The 19,761-nt window shown below is 39.8% G+C and carries 18 protein-coding genes; 8 read left to right on the top strand and 10 right to left on the bottom strand.

Annotated features, from left to right (window positions below; translation table 11 throughout):
* Positions 1-158: 158 nt before the first annotated feature.
* Positions 159-1,190: an FAD:protein FMN transferase gene (locus F580_RS0103400; protein ID WP_019026287.1), complete on the top strand. Its 1,032-nt coding sequence runs from the start codon at positions 159-161 to the stop codon at positions 1,188-1,190.
* Positions 1,191-1,479: 289 nt separating this feature from the next.
* Positions 1,480-1,710: a (Na+)-NQR maturation NqrM gene (gene nqrM / locus F580_RS0103395; RefSeq protein WP_019026286.1), complete on the top strand. Its 231-nt coding sequence runs from the start codon at positions 1,480-1,482 to the stop codon at positions 1,708-1,710.
* Between the two features lie 142 nt (positions 1,711-1,852).
* Here nqrM and dxs read toward each other — a convergent pair whose 3' ends face one another.
* From dxs to F580_RS0103380, 3 genes are read right to left on the bottom strand one after another with little or no spacing between them, the layout of a single operon-like run.
* A complete protein-coding gene (gene dxs, locus F580_RS0103390) occupies positions 1,853-3,757 on the bottom strand; it encodes a 1-deoxy-D-xylulose-5-phosphate synthase (RefSeq protein ID WP_019026285.1) in 1,905 nt (634 codons plus the stop codon).
* Positions 3,758-3,812: 55 nt separating this feature from the next.
* Positions 3,813-4,715 (bottom strand): (2E,6E)-farnesyl diphosphate synthase, encoded by a 903-nt coding sequence (gene ispA, locus F580_RS0103385; protein WP_019026284.1) that lies wholly within the window; start codon positions 4,713-4,715, stop codon positions 3,813-3,815.
* Positions 4,715-4,963: an exodeoxyribonuclease VII small subunit gene (locus tag F580_RS0103380; RefSeq protein WP_019026283.1), complete on the bottom strand. Its 249-nt coding sequence runs from the start codon at positions 4,961-4,963 to the stop codon at positions 4,715-4,717. Before F580_RS0103380 ends, ispA begins: the two co-directional genes overlap by 1 nt.
* 598 nt (positions 4,964-5,561) lie before the next feature.
* On the opposite strand from F580_RS0103380, the gene pomA reads away from it, so the two are divergent.
* The 3 genes from pomA to thiI all read left to right on the top strand — a co-directional run bounded on the left by pomA (position 5,562) and on the right by thiI (position 8,912).
* Positions 5,562-6,326 carry a flagellar motor protein PomA gene (pomA, locus tag F580_RS0103375; RefSeq protein WP_019026282.1) on the top strand — a complete coding sequence of 255 codons (765 nt, stop codon included), beginning with the start codon at positions 5,562-5,564 and terminating at the stop codon, positions 6,324-6,326.
* 74 nt (positions 6,327-6,400) lie between these two features.
* Positions 6,401-7,348 carry a flagellar motor protein MotB gene (locus F580_RS0103370; RefSeq protein ID WP_026301220.1) on the top strand — a complete coding sequence of 316 codons (948 nt, stop codon included), beginning with the start codon at positions 6,401-6,403 and terminating at the stop codon, positions 7,346-7,348.
* A gap of 109 nt (positions 7,349-7,457) precedes the next feature.
* Entirely contained in the window at positions 7,458-8,912 is a 1,455-nt protein-coding gene (gene thiI / locus F580_RS0103365; protein WP_019026280.1) for a tRNA uracil 4-sulfurtransferase ThiI, read from the top strand.
* 38 nt (positions 8,913-8,950) lie between these two features.
* Here thiI and F580_RS0103360 read toward each other — a convergent pair whose 3' ends face one another.
* Together F580_RS0103360 and F580_RS25360 are read right to left on the bottom strand one after the other, a co-directional pair.
* A complete protein-coding gene (locus F580_RS0103360) occupies positions 8,951-9,916 on the bottom strand; it encodes a ketopantoate reductase family protein (protein WP_157442987.1) in 966 nt (321 codons plus the stop codon).
* Between the two features lie 76 nt (positions 9,917-9,992).
* On the bottom strand, positions 9,993-10,331 hold the full coding sequence (locus F580_RS25360; protein WP_157442986.1) for a VanZ family protein: 339 nt from the start codon (positions 10,329-10,331) through the stop codon (positions 9,993-9,995).
* Positions 10,332-10,540: 209 nt separating this feature from the next.
* On the opposite strand from F580_RS25360, the gene F580_RS0103350 reads away from it, so the two are divergent.
* Entirely contained in the window at positions 10,541-11,023 is a 483-nt protein-coding gene (locus F580_RS0103350; RefSeq protein WP_019026276.1) for a YajQ family cyclic di-GMP-binding protein, read from the top strand.
* A 410-nt stretch (positions 11,024-11,433) separates the two neighbouring features.
* Here F580_RS0103350 and F580_RS0103345 read toward each other — a convergent pair whose 3' ends face one another.
* Positions 11,434-12,012, bottom strand: a complete 579-nt coding sequence (locus F580_RS0103345; protein ID WP_019026275.1) for a lipid-binding SYLF domain-containing protein — start codon at positions 12,010-12,012, stop codon at positions 11,434-11,436.
* Between the two features lie 710 nt (positions 12,013-12,722).
* Here F580_RS0103345 and F580_RS25355 point away from each other — a divergent pair.
* The gene (locus tag F580_RS25355) at positions 12,723-14,807 is read left to right on the top strand and encodes a sensor domain-containing diguanylate cyclase (RefSeq protein ID WP_019026274.1); all 2,085 of its coding nucleotides are present in this window, start codon (positions 12,723-12,725) and stop codon (positions 14,805-14,807) included.
* Positions 14,808-15,128: 321 nt separating this feature from the next.
* Here the strand turns inward: F580_RS25355 and F580_RS0103335 are convergent, their stop codons facing one another.
* Complete coding sequence (locus F580_RS0103335) at positions 15,129-15,602, bottom strand: hypothetical protein (RefSeq protein ID WP_019026273.1); 474 nt, start codon at positions 15,600-15,602, stop codon at positions 15,129-15,131.
* 463 nt (positions 15,603-16,065) lie between these two features.
* On the opposite strand from F580_RS0103335, the gene F580_RS0103330 reads away from it, so the two are divergent.
* Positions 16,066-16,596 carry a hypothetical protein gene (locus tag F580_RS0103330; RefSeq protein ID WP_157442985.1) on the top strand — a complete coding sequence of 177 codons (531 nt, stop codon included), beginning with the start codon at positions 16,066-16,068 and terminating at the stop codon, positions 16,594-16,596.
* Positions 16,597-16,785: 189 nt separating this feature from the next.
* Here the strand turns inward: F580_RS0103330 and F580_RS26265 are convergent, their stop codons facing one another.
* The 3 genes from F580_RS26265 to F580_RS0103315 all read right to left on the bottom strand — a co-directional run.
* Positions 16,786-16,947, bottom strand: a complete 162-nt coding sequence (locus F580_RS26265) for a hypothetical protein (protein WP_019026271.1) — start codon at positions 16,945-16,947, stop codon at positions 16,786-16,788.
* A 267-nt stretch (positions 16,948-17,214) separates the two neighbouring features.
* Positions 17,215-19,200 (bottom strand): alkyl sulfatase dimerization domain-containing protein, encoded by a 1,986-nt coding sequence (locus F580_RS0103320; RefSeq protein ID WP_019026270.1) that lies wholly within the window; start codon positions 19,198-19,200, stop codon positions 17,215-17,217.
* 290 nt (positions 19,201-19,490) lie between these two features.
* On the bottom strand, positions 19,491-19,761 hold a 271-nt coding region (locus tag F580_RS0103315; protein ID WP_019026269.1), incomplete at its 5' end, for a transposase.

Here is a 19,761-nt window from a genome sequence, read left to right as displayed (position 1 = left end):
TTAAAAGTTAAACAATTAATTATCGAATGAACATTTAGAATAAAGACGACTTCGGTCGTCTTTATTATTTTAAGAACTGATTACAGTAAATAGGTTATTTATATCGCTATATTTTTCAGCTAAGAATATAGCGATATAAATAATAATTTGGAACCCTTATGAATAAACTTAAACTACTGTTATTAACTGTTTTAGTGTTAAGCCTATCGGCTTGTTTCCCGAGTAATCCTTCAAATGCAATTGAAGTATTACTGCAAGGTCGTACCATGGGCACTACGTATAATATTAAAATAGTGGCAACACAAGAGCAGTTGCAAGCGCTGAAATTACCGCAAAAAATTGATGCAGCGCTAAAGCAAGTTAACCAAGAAATGTCGACCTATATTTCTAACTCTGAATTATCTCGTTTTAATAAAAGTCGCTCAACAGATGCGATTGAAATTAGTGTCGGTTTAGCTCGAGTGATGAAAGAGTCAATTCGCTTATGGAACTTAAGTGAGGGCAAGCTTGATGTCAGTATTGGTCCATTAGTTAACCTTTGGGGTTTTGGTCCTGAGCAACGTCCTGAAACTGCACCTAGTGATGAGGTAATTGCAACGACTCATAAGCGTGTCGGTTTGGAGAACTTAACATTAGAGGGCAACAAACTATCTAAAAATATCCCTGACTTGTATATAGATTTATCTACGATTGCCAAAGGCTATGGCGTTGATGTTGTTGCTGAGTTAATTGAAAGTCATGGATTTACTAACTATTTAGTAGAAATAGGCGGAGAAATGCGCTTAAGAGGCTTTAAGCATACCGGCGAGTTATGGGCTATCGCAATAGAAAAGCCAATTCTCGATTCTAGTGGTGAAGAGCGAGAAATTCATCAAGTCATCATCCCTAAAGATAATGCTGTAGCAACCTCAGGTGATTACCGAAATTATTTTGAAGCTGACGGCGTACGTTTTTCACATATTATTGATCCAGATACCGGCAAACCCATTACCCATAATTTAGTCTCGGTAACTGTCATTCATGCCTCATCCATGACGGCTGATGGTTTATCAACCTCGTTAATGGTAATGGGCATGGAAAAAGGCATGGCTTTTGCTGTGGAAAATAATGTGGCGGCATTATTTATTGCTAAAACTGAAAATGGCTTTGATGAGCGATTTACGGTAAAATTCAAACAATATTTGAAGTAATACCACTTTCATTAAGTTTGTGGTCTTGTTGTGCATAGGAAAAATATTTCAGGACAAGGCGCTCGATTGAGCAATAGCAGGCTATTGGAATTGAGAGCAACGTAGTTTTGGACTATTTTAGCCAGCACAAGTGAGCAATGATTTAATGAAATTGGTATAACGCTGAGCAATTTTTTATTTTGGTAAAAAATGTCCAGATATCACTTAAAGCAATGACTCCTGTCCTGAGCATTGGTGATCTTTAGTGAAGTAAATTAAAATAAGTTAAGTAAGTTGAGAGCATAGTATTATGATGATTTTTTTTATCACCTTTGGTTTTTTCCTTGTGGTAGGTGCTGCGATGGCAGTGGGTTATATTTTTCAGAATAAAACCTTAGCAGGAAGTTGTGGAGGCCTAGCTAGCGTTGGTATCGACAAAGAGTGTAATTGTGATAACCCGTGTGAAAAACGTCAGCAGCGTGAGAAAAAAGCCGCACTTGAAAATAACTTAACAAACAGAATTGACGTAACAAACTTATGATTGAGAGAGCTTTATAGCGATTGCCATACTAAGCCGAACTTTATATGTAGTGTTAATAAAAAAGGATAATGAATGACTTCATTATCCTTTTTTATTACTTGTTAGGCCAATACAGCTTACTCAGATGTCTTGGCATATTAAACTACTGGTTTTGTAGGTTAATAAACTTGAGCACCTTAGCGACAATGCCAGGGGCATCTAAGCCTAAGTCATGGTGCACTTCTTCTTGCGTGCCATGTTTAACAAAATGATCAGCAACGCCTATATTAAGTATTCTTACGGCTTTACCTTGAGCAAGTAGATATTCATTGACCCCAGAGCCAGCACCACCGGCAATGGCATTATCTTCAATAGTCACTAAACAGTCATGATTTGCATTGAGTTCATCAATTAGGCTTCCATCTAGTGGTTTAACAAAACGCATATCGACCAAAGTGGCATTAAGCTCAATAGCGGCTTTCTTTGCCTGAACTAACATAGAGCCGAAACTCAATAGTGCAATACTTTTTTCTGCTTGAGTCTTATCTTTTTGCACTTGTGCTTTAAGGATGGTTACCCCCTTGCCAAGCGCTATGGTTTCATCAACGCTAGGCAGTGTCGCCCCGGTACCACTACCACGAGGGTAACGGACAACGCTTGGGCCATTATGTTTAAAGCCAGTGTTAAGCATTAACTGACATTCACGTTCATCCGAAGGGGCCATGATAATGGTATTCGGAATGCAACGTAAAAAGCTTAAATCAAAGACACCCTGATGGGTCGCCCCATCAGCACCAACAATACCGGCACGGTCAATTGCAAACATAACCGGTAAATTTTGGATGGCGACATCGTGAATGAATTGATCATAACCACGTTGTAAGAAGCTTGAATAAATAGCCACTACCGGCTTTTGACCACCGATAGCAAGGCCAGCTGCATAGGTGACCGCGTGTTGCTCTGCTATGGCAACATCAAAGTACTGATCAGGAAAACGCTGACTAAATTCAACCATACCTGAGCCCTCAGCCATAGCTGGGGTAATGGCTACTAATTTACTATCAACTTCAGCGGTTTTACATAACCAATCACCAAAGATTTTTGAATAGGTAGGTAGACTAGGTTTTGCTTTAGGTAAATTGGTGTCTTGTGGATTAAATTTAGGTACTGCATGATACTTAATTGGATCTTGCTCTGCGGCTTGATAACCCTTACCTTTCTTCGTGGCAATATGTAGCAACTGTGGGCCTTTAAGGTTGCGCATATTTTTAATGGTATCAACTAAACCATTAACATCATGACCATCAATAGGGCCTATATAATTAAAACCAAGTTCTTCGAAGAAGGTACTTGGTACAACCATACCTTTTAAGTGTTCTTCAGCACGACTAGCTAATTCTTTAATGGGTGGGATACTGCCTAAAATCTTTTTGCCACCCTCCCTTAAGCCAGCATAGAAACTGCCAGAGAGCATTTTTGCTAAGTGATTATTCAGCGCACCAACATTTTGTGATATAGACATTTCATTATCATTTAAGATAACCAACATATCTTTCTTAATGTCACCGGCATGATTTAAGGCTTCAAAAGCCATGCCCGCAGTCATGGCGCCATCGCCAATAACGGCGACAGTTTTACGATTTTCACCTTCTTTTTCTGCGGCGACAGCTAAGCCTAACGCCGCAGAAATTGAAGTACTAGAATGGCCAACACTTAAAACGTCATAGACACTTTCCTCACGCCACGGAAAAGGGTGTAAGCCATCTTTTTGTCTGATGGTATGTAACTGGTCACGACGGCCAGTGAGGATCTTATGAGGGTATGCCTGATGACCAACATCCCAAATCAAATGATCAAATGGCGTGTTATAAACATAATGCAGAGCTACTGTTAGCTCAATTGTACCTAAGCCAGATGCAAAGTGGCCACTACTTTTACTCACTGAATTTAGTAAATAACTACGCAATTCATTACTAATACGGGTTAATTGCTCTTTTGGAAAATTGCGCAGCTCTTCAGGCGTATTAATTTGAGAAAGTAGTGGGTAATCAGCAAGGTTTGTAGTCATAGTTTGTCTATTGGTAATAATTATTTTATTTCAAGTTTTGCACTGCCAATATTGTTTAGTGGCGGCGCTTAACAATAAAGGTAGCAAAATCTGCTAAAGATTGGGTATTGTAAGGTAATCTAGCCAAAGCTTGAAGTGCTTGTTGTAATAAGTTTTCTGCTTTGTCTTGTGCTCCCTCTAAACCCAGTAGTGCAGGGTAGGTACTTTTGTTGGCCGCTAAATCAGAACCCACGGGTTTTCCTAACTCTGCTTCGGTCGAGGTTAAGTCAATAATATCATCTTGTACTTGATACGCTAAGCCAACACGTTGGGCATATTCACTCAGAAAAACTTTATGCTCATTGGTGATGCGTTCACTACATATAGTTGGCATTATTACCGAGGCTTCTAACAAGGCACCAGTTTTTAACGAATGCAAAGTTTCTAATTCACTTAGTGGAATGACTTTATTTGTTGCGGCTAAATCAAGCGCCTGTCCACCACACATCCCCTGATATCCCGAAGCACGAACTAACAGTTGAAAAAGTTTTACTTGTATTTGAGACTTAGACGCATTTTTTGTCGACGAAAAATTGTGATTCGCTAAAATATCAAAAGCCAAGGTTTGCAGGGCATCTCCGGCTAAAATGGCGGTAGCTTCATCAAAGGCTTTATGACAAGTTGGCTTACCACGCCTTAAATCATCGTCATCCATCGCGGGTAAATCGTCATGTAACAGTGAATAAGCATGAATACATTCTAACGCGCCAGCAATAGCATCAATATCATCTAAGCTAGCGGATATTGCCTCACCAGTAATATAGGCAAGGTATGGGCGCATGCGCTTGCCACCAATCAGTAGTCCATAACGCATGGCTTCAAGTAACTTAGGATCATTGACGGCAAGGCTTTCCAACTTAGCCGTTAAAAAATCATTAATACGTTGTTGATAATGCAGATATGAAATCAAAGTGGTCATTAACTTTCGCTCACACTGCTATCAAAATCAGTTAATTGGCTAGTGCCATTTTTATCGAGCAGAATTTGTACTTTTTGCTCGGCAGCTTGCAATTTTACCTGGCTTAGCTGGCTAAGGTTCAAGCCGCGTTCAAAAAGTGCCATTGATTCTTCTAAACTCAACTCTCCTTGTTCTAAGCTTTGCACTATGGTGTCAAGTTCGTTTAATGATTCTTCAAAAGAGAGGTTTTCTAGTTTCTTTTTAGCCATGATTTTTGCTCTAAGCGGATAACATAAAGATAATTGCGCCAAACTTACCCTAGCTTGTCACGCGGGTCAATTGATCTAGTTCAATTATATGCCCGTTACTATTCAAAGTGCAGGATTTCAGTGGGAATTAAAATGATTTTAGGCAAGAGAAATAGTTTAAGCATAGTTATTCTATGGTTTGATTATTTAACGCCGTATAAATTCATTTTAAACCCATCAAAGAAGCGCTTGAACAACATCACTTCATCGTTACTGTGATCTAAAATGACGTTACATGGATGGAGCCTATAAGAGAATGCAGGAGCACATTTTCCTGAATAACCATTATTTCATCACAGTGCCTTGAATTGAAATTGCTCAAGCACTCTGAAACCTGCATCTTGATTGGTAACGGACATAGTTGAATAAATATTTCATAATTCGTGTTAAGTAATTGACACTACGGGCGATAATAACCGTATGTGCATATTTTATTATTCGTGAATTAATCGTTAGATATTAGCGAATACCTTTCACATAATGTACTATTCTTTTATTGAAGTATGGGATTTAAAATAAGGTCCTGAAACGTAATGCGTTGGTTGTTTAGGGGAACTCTGTGGATTTAGCTACGTTAATTGGTATTTTAGGTGCCATCGGTTTATTAGTCATGGCTATGGTATTAGCAGGTGACATAATGATGTTTCTTGATACACAGTCAGTGATCATTGTTTTTGGTGGTTCACTTTTTGTGGTGATGGCTAATTATAATATGGGACAGTTTTTCGGTATCGGTAAAATCATCATCAAAGCTTTTATTTTTAAATTAGAAAAACCAGAAGAGTTGATTGAAAAAGCGGTTGATATGGCTGATGCAGCCCGTAAAGGTGGATTTTTAGCGTTAGAAGAAGCGGAAATAACTAATCCCTTTATGCAAAAGGGGGTCGATATGTTGGTTGATGGTCATGATGCCGACGTAGTACGATCTACTTTACAAAAAGATATTGATTTAACTACCGAGCGTCATGAGACCGGCAGTAATATGATGATGGCACTTGCCGATGTTGCTCCTGCGATGGGTATGATAGGCACCTTAATTGGTTTGGTTGCTATGTTATCAAATATGGATGATCCAAAATCCATTGGGCCAGCGATGGCGGTAGCATTATTAACCACGCTGTACGGCGCCTTCCTAGCCAATGTTATTGCTATTCCTATCGCTTCTAAATTGAAACTGCGTATGGCTGAAGAAAAAATGAATCAAGAGCTAGTACTTGATGCTGTTTTAGGTATTCAAGATGGTCAAAACCCCCGTGTTATCGAAGGCTTATTAAAAAATTATTTAGCTGAAGGTAAACGAAAAGTTGATACCACAGAAGAATAGCGGGAGTAGACTTATGTTAGGAATGCTGATGTTAAGAGGGTTTATGTTAGGAGTGCTTATGATACGAGGTAAGCATGGCTGAGCCAAAATGTAAGTGCCCACCCCCAGGATTACCTGCATGGATGGGCACCTTTGCTGACCTGATGTCACTGTTAATGTGTTTTTTTATTTTATTATTATCTTTCTCTGAAATGGATGTTTTAAAGTTCAAACAAATTGCCGGCTCAATGAAATTTGCCTTTGGTGTGCAAAATAAAATTGAAGTGAAAGATATTCCCAAGGGCACTAGTATTATTGCCCAAGAATTCCGTCCAGGTAAACCCGAGCCAACACCTATCGAAGTTATTCAACAGCAAACCATGGAAATGACTCAACAAATGTTGGAATTCCAGGCAGGTGATGAAACTTCTGCCGGTGGTCGTCAAGAACAGCGCGGCACTGAGCGTGGTGGCCAAGCTCAAAATACTGAAGATGCGTTGTCACAGCAAGCACTGCAACAAGCCCAAGATGATTTAGAGCAAGCTGCGCAAGATCAAGTGAACGACTTAGTAAAGAAAATAGCCGAGCAACTTGAACAACAAATTCAAGATGGTGCTATTGAGTTAGAATCTCTAGGTCAACAAGTGATTATCCGTATTCGTGAAAATGGCTCCTTTCCTTCGGGATCAGCTTTTTTACAACCTAAATTTCACCCTATTATTAGAGAAATTGGCGAATTGCTCAATACAGTGCCGGGCGAAATCATGGTATCGGGTAATACCGATAATCGAGGTGTTAATTCTGAACTATTTAGCTCGAACTGGGATTTGTCCAGTAAACGCGCAGTTGCCATCGCCCATGTATTGATTAAAGTACCTGGCTTTGACCCTACTCGTTTAGTGGTTGCGGGTCATGCCGATACGCGCCCACTCGTGCCAAACACTAATGCGCTTAATCGTCGTAGAAACCGTCGTGTTGAAATTTCCATTAATCAAGGTAAAGCTAAAGAAACCGAGCGAATTAGTATTACGAAAGATAAGTAAGCTATTCTTTAGCCAAATTTGGAAGACTTAGTGGTAAACACTTAAAAAAGACTTAAAAATAGTATATAATCCGCGCCATTATTTTTTTGTCTTTTTTAGGTTATAACCGATGAAATTTATCGTAAAGCTTCAAGCCGAGATCACCATTAAGTCTCGCCCCGTCCGTAAACGTTTTACTAAAATATTAGAGTCGAGCGTTAGAAATGTTCTCCGTCGTATTGACGAACAAGTCACTACCCGGATGAACTGGGATAATATTGAAGTTAATACTAAAGACAATTCACCTGAAAATCGTGCACGTCTAGTTGAAGCCTTAAAATGTATTCCGGGTATACCACTATTTTTAGAAGTACAACAAACGGAATTTGTAGATGTTCATGACATTTATGAAAAAACATTAGCGATTCACGCCAAAACAATTGAAAATAAAACTTTTTGCGTACGAGCCAAACGTACCGGCAATCATGATTTTAACTCACTGAAAGTAGAGCAATATGTTGGTGGCGGCTTAAATCAAGCGGTAGAAAGTGCCAAAGTTAAACTAAAAAACCCTGATGTTACCATCCGCTTAGAAATTAAAAATAAAGACCTATTCATTGTCACTGAACGTCATAAAGGGATGGGCGGCTTTCCAATCGCGACCCAAGAAGATGTGTTATCACTAATGTCTGGTGGGTTTGACTCCGGTGTTTCGAGTTACCAAATGATTAAAAAAGGGGCCCGTACTCACTACTGTTTCTTTAACCTTGGTGGCTCTGCGCATGAAGTGGGTGTTAAACAAATCAGTTATTATTTGTGGAACAAATTTGGCTCTTCACATAAAGTTAAGTTTTTTGCGGTAGACTTTGAGCCTGTTGTTGCTGAGATTTTAGAAAACGTTGAAAATAGCCACATGGGTGTGGTGCTAAAACGCATGATGATACGTGCTGCAACCAAAATAGCAGAACGAGGTAAAATTCAAGCATTGGTCACTGGCGAGAGTTTAGGTCAGGTATCAAGCCAAACGCTAACTAACTTAAACGTAATTAACCGGGTAACAGATACGCTAATTCTACGTCCCTTAGCGGCTTACGATAAACAAGATATTATTGACATAGCGCGCGCGATTGGCACCGAAGAGTTTTCTAAAACTATCCCTGAATATTGTGGTGTTATTTCTAAAAAACCCACGGTTAAAGCGGTGTTATCTAAAGTTGAAGAAGAAGAAGGTAACTTTGATTTTGATGTTTTAGACAAAGTTGTTAGTGAAACGCGTGTTTATGATATTCGAGATATTGGTAAAGAAACGGAAGAAGAAATCCGCGCGGTCGACTTGGTTGAGAATATCCCAAAAAATGCTGTTGTGGTTGATATTCGTAGTCCAGAAGAAGAAGAAGACAAACCTTTAGAGCTCGGTAAAGTAGAAGTTAAGCACATCCCGTTTTACAAGTTATCTACACAGTTTGGTGACCTAGATATGACCAAAGAATACTTGTTATATTGCGACCATGGTGTGATGAGTAAGCTTCAGGCATTGTACTTACTTGATAATGGCTTTAAAAACGTAAAAGTATACCGCCCATAAATAGCCTTTAATTTTAAAGAATCAATGAAGTTATGCAATCATTCGCGATTTAGCGAATGATTGAGGTTCAGCACTTGTTGCCACAATCGAGAGTTCTCGGGGGTGGCAATATTATTTTGTTGACCCAAACTGTGTATATAACCGTTAATATAATCTACTTCAGTTGCCTTACCTGCTCGGGTATCACTACGCATTGAAGAACAGTTTCGTGCGGTTGCGTTAGCGACTTTATGTACAACTGCTTGTAATTCACTCAACTCAAGATCTATATGTTCTTTTTTACTGACCTCGATAATTTCAACCAATAATAGCTTGATCTGTTTGGTAAACTTCTTATTATTTACCTCGCCGTTATCAATGTCATTAAGGGCGGTTATTGGGTTAATCACACAGTTAATGGCTAACTTTAGCCATTGTTTAGTCTTTATATCTTGATGAAAACTGACATGGGGCAGGGCTAAGTTCAACCGATTGGTGAGCCGATTTTGTTGTTCGTTACTTAGCTCCCCAGCCAGTAAACCAATATCACTTTGTCCTAACCCAGTGTGGGTTATCGCTAAAGGGGCCGTTCGGAAACAGCCATGGGTGGTTAACATAGCCAAGATAACTTGCTTGTTTGGCAGCAACTTCCTAACGCCTGCAAAAGTCCCCATGCCGTTATGAGCAAGAATAATCAGACAATGTGGGCTGATATCCTTTGCTATGCGCTCTACCGCACTGGCAATATGAAAAGACTTCAAGCATAAGATTATGATATTAGCCGAATTGATATCAGCTTTTTGACTGTATTTGAGCGAGTAGCTTTTAGTCTGTTCTTGTCGGTAGGGCGTTAATTGATATTTCGCTGAGTTCAGAGCCGCTTTGTCTAGTAACGCTTGATTCGAAGCAAGCAAGGTCACTTTTTGCCGATGATTGTTCAGGCGCTGTTGAGATAAATGATGATACCAAAGTAGCCCCATAGCCCCTTGGCCAACAATTACAATATTATTTAGTGTGTCTGTCATAAGTAAATTAGTAACCATTTTCTTTCGTTGTCAGTGAATCGTTATCAGGGCAAAATGCTAGCATCGAGTGGCGACGCTAATGAGAGGTTTTTTTGGCTAAGCCGAGATACAGCCACTTTGCCACTACGAACAAGCTAATGCCAACAATATCAGCAATAAAATCGCCAAACTCACCACTGCGGTACACTAGAAAAGATTGGCCAATCTCAGTGAATGCACCATAAAAAATAAGCAAAGGCACACAGATGGCTAGAGACAACTTTAAAATAGAGTGGCAAACCCAAGTTAAAATGAAAAAGCTAGTTAAATGGCCGAGGGTATCAATTGCAGGGAATTGAAAGATACGATGTCTCAAGGTATCCGGGAGAAATTCATGGGCAAAAAAGAGCGAAGTTATCACGATAACTATGGTCATAAAAAAATAGGAATGTTGGCGAGCTTTCACAAAAAATCTGCAATTAAATAAAGGAGTCATTCGATACTAGCATGAAAACCCCTGTATTTCTTGTCGACCACTGCTACCCGGGTAGTTGTTCGTTTAAGGTCTCGCTATAGTTGCGTGCTTTGATTGCAACGGTATAATAGTGGGTATCGAGAAAACTCACCCCAGATAGAGAATAGATTATGCCATCAATGGATATCGTATCAGAAACTGATTTAGAAGAAGTTCGTAATGCTGTCGACAATGCTAGCCGAGAACTCACCACACGTTTTGATTTTCGTGGTGTTGAGGCAAGTTTTGAGTGGAAAAAACCTAATATAATTTTGAAAGCCGAAGGTGATTTTCAATTGAAGCAAATGTGCGACATGTTACGCAGCCAATTAGCTAAACGTAATGTTGATGCTAAAGCCATGAACGTTGGCGATGCAAGTGCTACCGGTAGAAATTGGAGTCAGCAAGTAAGCTTTAAAGAGGGTATCGAGCAAGACATGGCTAAAAAAGTTGTCAAACTGATTAAAGCGGAAAAGCTAAAAGTTCAAGCCGCTATTCAAGGTGAGCAAGTGCGGGTCACAGGGAAAAAACGTGATGATTTACAAGCAGTAATGCGTTTACTAAAAGCCGCTGACCTAGAGCAATCTTTTCAATATACTAACTTTAAAGACTAATTGATCAATTACTGTAATCATTAAAGATTGTTTAGATTAGCTAAATCAAAAAAACCATAACATTTGTTATGGTTTTTTTATTTTTTCTTAGCTCATACCATTCCGTATAAAGAAGTGACCACTTAGAACTGCGTGGGCGACATTAGAGCAATCGAAATATGCGTAGTTATAGTCATTCTACATCAAGCATGTTTTGTGAAGTTATCATGGTGCTCCATGAGTTCCCAAAGGGCGAGTTTTAAAGGCTTATATACTGCGTTATTGATTTTGATAAGGACGCTGCATGGATGTAGCTTAATAGAGAATGCAGGAGCTTATTCTCCTGAATAACCATTACCTGCAACCAATGCCTTGCCTATAAGCCTTTAAACTCTCGCTAAGTGATCACTTTCTTATATGGATTGGTATCTCTATTCACTGTTTTGCACTACATCATCAGTGAAATCGGTAAGCCAAAACTTATACCCTTGAACGGTCGCTTGTGCTGCCGCGCCCCATAAGTTTGCTTGGTAAATTTTCACGCCGTCAACGTCTGCAGATTGATTAGCTGAAGCATTACCACCTTCACCATCATGTTCTGCACTTGCTTCTGCACGCGCTCCTCCATCCCAGCCTGACTCTTTAAAACGAACTAAAGCATCATTATTTAAAAAGACATATACAAAGGCTATTTGCTTAAAGCCAATGCCCGCACCAACACCTACCGAAGCAAAGCGGTAATATTTTATCTTGCCATTCTCATGAAGAGTACAAATACCACCACCTGTTGAGGCGGCGAATAAATAGGTATCACTACCGGTACATATTACATGAGGTCTATTAGCGCTTATATCTGCTTTGGCTTCAGGGTGGTCTTCATATATTTTACCTAGCGCTGAGGCAGTTTCTTCGCGCGCATTTTTCATTTTAGCTTCGGGTGTATTACCTGTAGCACAACCCCATAACAAGCTAGTAAATAAACTTGTTAATATTAATTTTTTTATTGTCATTATATTTCCTTATTATTTGGGTAAAGTAATAATAGTATATATATCAACAACCAACAAAACTGTTTTTGTACAAAATTTAGATAGTCGGTTTGCTTTAAATTGGCTGTTCGACTAGATAATGATAATTTGCAGCTTGTAGGGACTTACAGGATAAATAGAGCATGGCAAAGAGGTCAAAATACAGCAGAAAGAATTGAGCTAAATTTAGCATAAAGTAATTGTTTTAATGGATGATAGTTCGTAGTAATTTATATGCAAGCACGATAGTATGATCCAGTACCCGTACATTTCTTCTTTTTAAAAACCTCAAAAAACAGATATAAATAGCACCATCTAACGTCTTCTTGGTGCGCACAGCGGAAGTAATACCTTTAATTCCTATGGTCTTCTGTTCGCTAAAGCTGACATTAAAAGTTCCAATGGACTGTTGGGCTTAATGTTATCTTGAGGCTAGGAAATTCTTGTTGATTCACAGTGATATTTTTTGAGCTTACAGCATTTAGTCATGATATTCATAAAGTAAAACACGAGCTGAACTTAAGTTTCATACCCGTAGACTTTTGGATACTGAACATATACTATGCCTTCTACAGGCAGTGACTGCTCTGTCCGACGCCGAACAGAAACAAATATTAAGGGATATATCCAACCTCATCATTCAGGTGTTTGGACTGCCAAGCGAGGCTTTGAATTAGTGAAAAGGTATCGTATTGAAAGTTTCTCCCAGATCTATCATCACAATTATATTTTTGATTATTGTCTTAGGCTCTGCATGGTTTGCACTTTCACGAATTGAATTAAATTCCCGTCAAAACGTTATAAAATCACTGCATACTGTCGTCCAGACAACTCAAGAAGCACTCCATATATGGATAGGGCAACGTAAAAGTGACTTGATGGATATTGCCAATGAAGGTGAAGTCGTCACTTTAACTCGCACAATTATTTCAGAACACAATAATCACCAAGACGTAATCAATAGTCCATCGCTGAAAAAATTACGACGGATAATGGCAAAGGAAATGAAGAAACAGGCGGCCATGGGCTTTTTTGTTATTGCACCTGATCGAACAAGTGTTGCCTCAATGCGTGACGAAAATGTTGGCAGTGAAAATATTATCCATCGTCATAGAAAAGAATACCTGGAACGTGTGTTTGCGGGTGAGACACTATTTATCCCGACTATCTACTCCGATGTTCCTCTTAAAACTAGCTCTGGTGAACTGCGAAAGCACCAGCCAACGATTTTTGTTGCATCACCAATCAGGGGTGATTCTGGGGATATCATAGCTGTCCTTACATTTCGCCTGGACCCTTCAAGTAATTTTACCCGAATCACACAATTAGGCAGAATTGGGGACAGTGGTGAAACGTATGCATTCGATTATGGAGGATTATTAATCACCAAAAGCCGATTTGACCATCAACTTCGACGCGTTGGGCTCATTAGCTATGAAAATGAAGGAATACTGTCAATTCGGGTAGCGGACCCGGGCGGAAACATGCTTGAGGGTTTTATTTCTAGCATCCCTCCAAAAAAAAGGCCGCTTACCCTATTGGCCAAGAGTGCCATATCTGGACTACCGTTCCACAATATAGGCAGCTACAGGGACTACCGCGGTGTCCCTGTGTTAGGTGCGTGGGTATGGGACGAGGCATTGGACATTGGTATTGCAACTGAGATTGACGCTGAAGAGGCTATGCGGCCTTATTATGAAACACGTTTCACCATCATTTTTGTACTGTTCCTAACCGTAACCCTATCTTTTGTTTTGTTATCCCTTATGTTAAGACTGGAGAAAAGAACAAAAGAAGAATTAACAAGAGCATTTACCAAATTGGAAGAGAAGGTTGAAGTTCGGACGAAAGAGTTAAAAGAGTCTGAGGGAAAATTTCGCACAATTTTTGAATCAAGTGCGGATGCTTTGATGTTGCTAGATAAAACAGGTTTTATTGATTGTAACAATGCTACTTTACACATGTTCCGCTGTAAAAGCAGAAAAGAACTTCTCGGAACACACCCGATAGAGTGGTCCTCAGATACACAAATGTGTGGTTCGAAATGTACTAGTGAACTGATAGAGGAGAATATGACTGCTGCCTTCCACCGGGGACATCATGCTTTTGAGTGGAATCATATTCGCTCCGGAGGTGAGGTTTTCCCAGCCGAAGTCCTGTTAACCTCCCTGTATATGGATGGTAAAAAAATTATTCAGGGAACAATCCGGGACATTAGCAAACGCAAACAAGCTGAAAAAGAACTTGCATCTTTGCAAAGGAAATTGGAACAATTCTCTTATCAGGATAGCCTGACCGGTATTGCAAACAGAAGAATGTTTGACCAAACGCTAGATTGCGAGTGGAGCCGTTCCCAACGCAATCAACAACCGCTCTCCTTAATGATGATCGATATCGATTTTTTTAAACAGTTTAATGATTTATATGGACACCAACATGGCGATATTTGCCTGATATCCGTCGCCAGAGCCTTGACGTCAGTATCCAAACGAGTGACGGATTTGGTTGCTCGATATGGAGGGGAAGAATTCATTCTATTGCTTCCTGAAACGGATGCTAAAGAGGCCAACCGGTTGGCTGAAATATATCGTAACAAAATTACCGAACAGCAGATCCCTCATGAATCGTCTGAAATCAATGATGTGGTTACCATTAGCATTGGCGTCAGCACAACCATTCCATCGATCAGTACCCAACCAGCATCACTGATCAGCGCAGCTGACAAGCTGCTATATAAAGCCAAGAAAAATGGCCGTAACAGGGTTGAATGTGCATAACTGGTAACAAATTACTTGATTGAACTTATAGTAATAAAAGGTTAATTCCTGAAGTCCGCTTTGTTGCTCATAGCTGCCCGTATTGTCGAATGTTATAATGTCTTCTTTGTGGTACTTACCGCCCTTAACAACTCATTTAAAAAAATTGTGAACTCCAAATGAAATAGCTTGTGAAAGGTCTCAGGGCGTAGAGCGGAAGTTAGCTATCGGTTGTTCGTTAGGTCAACTGATCGTTAATAGTGACTATTAGCTTTATATATTTTGGGGACACAAAGCGCCTTAGATTGTATAGGTAGCTACTTGAAGATGCAGCCAGCTGAGCTATTCAACTTCCCAACGTAGTTCATTATTTAAAAACACCGTCACAATATGATCAATATTGTCTTCTAGATCTTCCAAATCTTCATCCCAGCAATCGTAACTTTTGTTATCGATAGCAGTCTGATTATATACTTTGGTTTCATATTGGAATGTTTCACCCGAAACAGCCGATGTAATCATCACATACTTGTCTTTGTTGTTGAAAAAATCTATAACCGCATCAATCAATTCAGATTCCGTTGTTACATCATTCACGTTAAAGTCAGAAATCAACTTTCCGTCTTTTCCTCGAACTTTGACGTGAAATCCTTTGTTATGTGGGCTTTGAAGTGGATAACTCACATCTTTGTTGATATGAATCAGAAGCTTTACATCAAGTTCCTTAATACGTGTAGAGATAGTTGAAGTTCCAATAACCTCATTTCCAAAGTCGTCTATCCTATAGCCAAGTTTCACTGATTTCTCCAGTTTCATTTGTTATAACATCCATTTTCTGGAAGTATAGTATATCTATTAGTGACTTGAAAGTTCAGGAGAATATGTCATGAATAATACTCCTCCTGTAATAGATGACTCTTATGTGGTAAGAATTTGCCTCCCCATGCAGTCCAGTTTTTGGCCCTAAAATCAATTAGTGCTAAGGACTTCTTAGTGGTAACAGTGAGCCTTAGCTTTTAACTAATTGAACGTTAAAACTAGTTCACCGCTAATGACTTCTTGGTGCGCATAGTTGACGTAACAGCTTGAAAATATTAATGTCTCCTTAGAGCGAAAAGCGGAATTTTAACAATTGATTTACCAACGAGAGTAGCATTGCTACTGACCGCTAATTGTACAAAATATTACTCAGATCTGTATAGACAATTTATAGTGCTCATTGCGTTGACCGGAGAGATATACCAAGATTAGATATAAAACTATGTGTTTATGGTGGAATATGAAAATGAAAGCTAAATTGGCGATTGTAATATCAATTGGATTGCTCCAAGGCTGCATATGGCCCGCTGACTTAAGTGAAATTAAAGATAAGTTTGAGGATGATTTTGATAGCTTTGTAAAACTAAATTCGATGATCAAACAAGAGCGATGGGGAACTAATTGTTTTCATGTGGCAGATGACCGAGTTGGCCATACTCGCAGACAGGGAATTTACTGGAATTCAGATTTAGCATTCAAACCTAAAATAAAGAATGCAAGCATAAAACAAGTTTTATCGGCAGCTAACTTATCTATTGAAAGATACAACACTTACTTAGAGTTGTTGGATGACGTTGATGGATATTTTATAGTACATTGCCACGGCAAAGGAGTTACTAGTGTGCCCGTACATAGAAATGTGGGGTGCGTAACTGCAGTAAAAAATAATCAAGATGGAAAAATACCAAAAACTAGAGAGGAAGGTAGATTCTACTTTAAAATAGCACCGCTCAAAGCTGGCTGGTACATTGAAGAGGAATGTTACAGTTGATTTAGAATCAATTTAAAAAAATTAACGACTGCTCTTGGCACAAAGCCGTCCTTATGAGACGGCTTTTTAATACCTAAAAAAGGTCAGCAATGTGCGCTATATAGTCTTTTCAGTCTGAATAAACCTATAATCAGGGTGTTCAGATCATGTACCTATTTCATATCTTTATCAAATTAGCCAATTATATAATTATCTACCATTGGCGAAAACGGCTGACTTTTTTGGAATGCTGTCACAATGATTCTGCTTTTCGGCCAATTCTTTATCCGACATAGAGGCATATTTTCCCTTTACACAGGCCGTAGCTTGCCAGCCTAGTAGTATGACAAAGGTGATTTTAAGCAGCGTCATATTATTCAACCTAATTTTCAATTGACCAATATAATTATTATTCTACTTATACGCCGTACCGACGCAGGTAGGCCAATCACTCAGGGCTCGATTTGGCACGTTCCATCAACTCGCAGAGATAGTCGAAGGGCGGCAACTGGGTGAACTCAGCTCTTGAGAGACCGCTTGCTTCGAACTCTGCGATCAGTTGTAACCATGCGTCGCGTACCCTGGCACGACTTCGTTTGACAATATCAATCAGTTATAACTAATCGTTAGCAAAAGAGATTAGCGAACGATTAGCATGATTTCTTCTGGCGTCAATGGCTTATCGAAGTAGCTCATGAACTGACCAAAACCCTTGATGTCACCTTTAGCGAACTTAAAGTCACCAGACTGTATATTCTTACCGATAACTTCTTGACTTTTTGAGCCTGCCATTAGGATTTGGTTCAGGACCGCACGCGTGGTGTTGATTTGAACGTCTGCACCTTCTAGCGCTTTATCATGTAGCTGTGCAATACCGTTACGAATTTCGATAGTGAATGATTCGTTCGTATCTGCAAAGTTGTACGTTAGCGTCATTTGAACGTCAAGCGTGTTCTCTGCGATGATAGTGGAAGTCATCATGTCGAAGATTTGCTCGCTTGGAAGGGCTGTCAATATGTCAACCGATGCAAAGCTGATCATGTTAGAGAAGTCACGTGTGCCTTCTAGCTCAGATGCTGCGTTTAATGCCCAGTTGCGCCAGTTGATGTTCACTTGATTAGCTGCCCATGCTTTGTAAGCGGCGGCTTTCAGATTCCGCACTTCAGTGTCATCTTTATTTACTGTAATAAGGTAAGTTAATATCTCTGCGGCAAATGTGTGGTTTTCTGCACTGATTGCAGCTTTCGCCGTTGCGATAATATTTTCTCGACCGCCCATGATTTCAACAAACGCTTTAGCGCGTTGATTATAAGCCATTGGCTCTAGCTGCCATGGATCTGCCTCGAAGAAGCCAATGTAACCAACGTACATCTGACGAACCGCGTGAGCTACAGTACCGTAGTGTTCACCGAGCCATGGATGCTCAGCCAAATGCTTAGGAAGTTTAACCACTTCTACTAACTCATCAGGTATCATGCCTTTGTTCATGAAACGGATAGTCTGATCGTGTGTGAACTGAATCGCATCACGATAAGCGGTTAATACATTAGCGACGGCTTCGCTTCCTTCAACAGGACGACCGTGCGAGAGGACCATCACTTCAGTGTCGAACTCCCGCATGACGTCGATACCCTTGAACCACATCGCTGGCTCACGGAACTTCGTACCACGAATAGTATGAAGGTTAGGGAAGTTTTCACCCTGAAGCACTTCAGCTGCATGCAAAATCTTCTGTTCCGGCAAGTAAATAACCAGTTCATCCGCCGTTTCAGATGGCACGCTGACGATTTCTAATTTTACGCCTGCGATTGTGATCTCCAGCTTGTCTTTATCTTTAACAAGTACATTAGGCGTAATGAATGAAGTATCACCTTGCATAAAGCGAGGTCCAAGACCATCGTTTACAGTGCCGTGCTCACCCTCTTCAACGTTCTTAGCTCCCGTGTAAGAAACACGCTGACCTAAGAGCGTACCAAGGTTTGAAGACCAGTTAGCAACGGCAGCGGTTAGATCTTCATGTGCGATGATTTTCACTGCACCCGATGCCACTTCTGCATCTGTAACCCAGGCACGAACGCCAGCGATGTGATCGATGTGGTTGTGAGTGTAAATGATCGCTTTTAGTGGCTTATCAGTAATCTTACGGAACTGCTCTTTTACCGACAGAGCCATCTGAACAGACTCGCCTGGATCGATGATAATGATACCGTCATCACCTTCTATCATGACTGGTGTATCCAGACCGAAACCGTAACCAAGATAGACATTGTCATCGACTTGAATCATCGCTTGATCCATTTTACGACCATGCTTAGTTAGCGTAGGATGCACAAATTCAGATTCTTTTGTGTACGCTAGAGAATCACCTGTTTTAGACAATACTTTAATGCGCTCACCTTTACCCCAAAATAGGTTTGATTCATGTTCAAACAGAACTTCATCTTTATAACGTGCGTTAATATCGATGTTTTGGTATTGAGCAGCTGAACTCGTTTGAAGTTCTTGACCCACTTTTGACGTCGCCTCGATATAAGCTGTATCTGCTGCACAACCTGTTGCAAAAAGTGCAGCCGTAATAGCAATGGGTAGAGCCATATTTATAGTTGTTATAAATGATTTATTCATATTTAATTACTTCCTCAATTAAGTATAAGATCAGTTAATAAACGCGAGCTTTGTGTACTAACTGATTAAAGGTTGCATGTGTTAAACCTACTAATCCGTTCGATCTCCCACATCATTGTAGTACCACCTACAGTGTCGGCAATGAGATTGCGTATATGAAAAACTCTATGGATTCTTGCATGTGTACAATAATTTAACAAATCATTTTTTTTTCAATTACTCTATAATTTGTAATGGTTTAATGAAACTCTTAATGGGGCGTTTTCGATACAAAATCGGCTCTTCTCCGGTTATGTGAGGTTGATTTTTGGATAAAAGATAGAATGCGTTGCTGGAACTGATGTTTGCCTTATTTTTAATTTGAAGTATTCGGTATCCCTTACTCCTCTGGCTCGCCTCCTAATCATCCCAATAGAAACATTTCCTGCCTCAATACGGGCACTGGTCAACTTATATTTGGCATAGTTACAAATGCCTACCTTGTGCATTCTTAGTCCGACTGCAAAATTATGTAAGGCCAATATATTAGTTGATTCTGCTAGACGGCACCAAGCTTCAAGT

The sequence above is a fragment of the Colwellia piezophila ATCC BAA-637 genome (assembly GCF_000378625.1).
Lineage (GTDB): Bacteria > Pseudomonadota > Gammaproteobacteria > Enterobacterales > Alteromonadaceae > Colwellia > Colwellia piezophila.
This window is presented reverse-complemented; position numbering and strand designations above follow the sequence as displayed.

Excerpts from the sequence above, each read along its gene's own strand:
- F580_RS25360 (WP_157442986.1), bottom strand. The coding sequence starts at position 10,331 with ATGACCATAGTTATCGTGATAACTTCGCTCTTTTTTGCCCATGAATTT.
- F580_RS0103320 (WP_019026270.1), bottom strand. The coding sequence starts at position 19,200 with ATGAATAAATCATTTATAACAACTATAAATATGGCTCTACCCATTGCT.
- nqrM (WP_019026286.1), top strand. The coding sequence starts at position 1,480 with ATGATGATTTTTTTTATCACCTTTGGTTTTTTCCTTGTGGTAGGTGCT.
- thiI (WP_019026280.1), top strand. The coding sequence starts at position 7,458 with ATGAAATTTATCGTAAAGCTTCAAGCCGAGATCACCATTAAGTCTCGC.
- F580_RS0103335 (WP_019026273.1), bottom strand. The coding sequence starts at position 15,602 with ATGAAACTGGAGAAATCAGTGAAACTTGGCTATAGGATAGACGACTTT.
- F580_RS0103380 (WP_019026283.1), bottom strand. The coding sequence starts at position 4,963 with ATGGCTAAAAAGAAACTAGAAAACCTCTCTTTTGAAGAATCATTAAAC.
- F580_RS0103330 (WP_157442985.1), top strand. The coding sequence starts at position 16,066 with ATGAAAATGAAAGCTAAATTGGCGATTGTAATATCAATTGGATTGCTC.
- dxs (WP_019026285.1), bottom strand. The coding sequence starts at position 3,757 with ATGACTACAAACCTTGCTGATTACCCACTACTTTCTCAAATTAATACG.
- F580_RS0103400 (WP_019026287.1), top strand. The coding sequence starts at position 159 with ATGAATAAACTTAAACTACTGTTATTAACTGTTTTAGTGTTAAGCCTA.
- F580_RS0103360 (WP_157442987.1), bottom strand. The coding sequence starts at position 9,916 with ATGACAGACACACTAAATAATATTGTAATTGTTGGCCAAGGGGCTATG.
- F580_RS26265 (WP_019026271.1), bottom strand. The coding sequence starts at position 16,947 with ATGACGCTGCTTAAAATCACCTTTGTCATACTACTAGGCTGGCAAGCT.
- F580_RS0103370 (WP_026301220.1), top strand. The coding sequence starts at position 6,401 with ATGGCTGAGCCAAAATGTAAGTGCCCACCCCCAGGATTACCTGCATGG.
- F580_RS0103345 (WP_019026275.1), bottom strand. The coding sequence starts at position 12,012 with ATGACAATAAAAAAATTAATATTAACAAGTTTATTTACTAGCTTGTTA.
- F580_RS0103350 (WP_019026276.1), top strand. The coding sequence starts at position 10,541 with ATGCCATCAATGGATATCGTATCAGAAACTGATTTAGAAGAAGTTCGT.
- ispA (WP_019026284.1), bottom strand. The coding sequence starts at position 4,715 with ATGACCACTTTGATTTCATATCTGCATTATCAACAACGTATTAATGAT.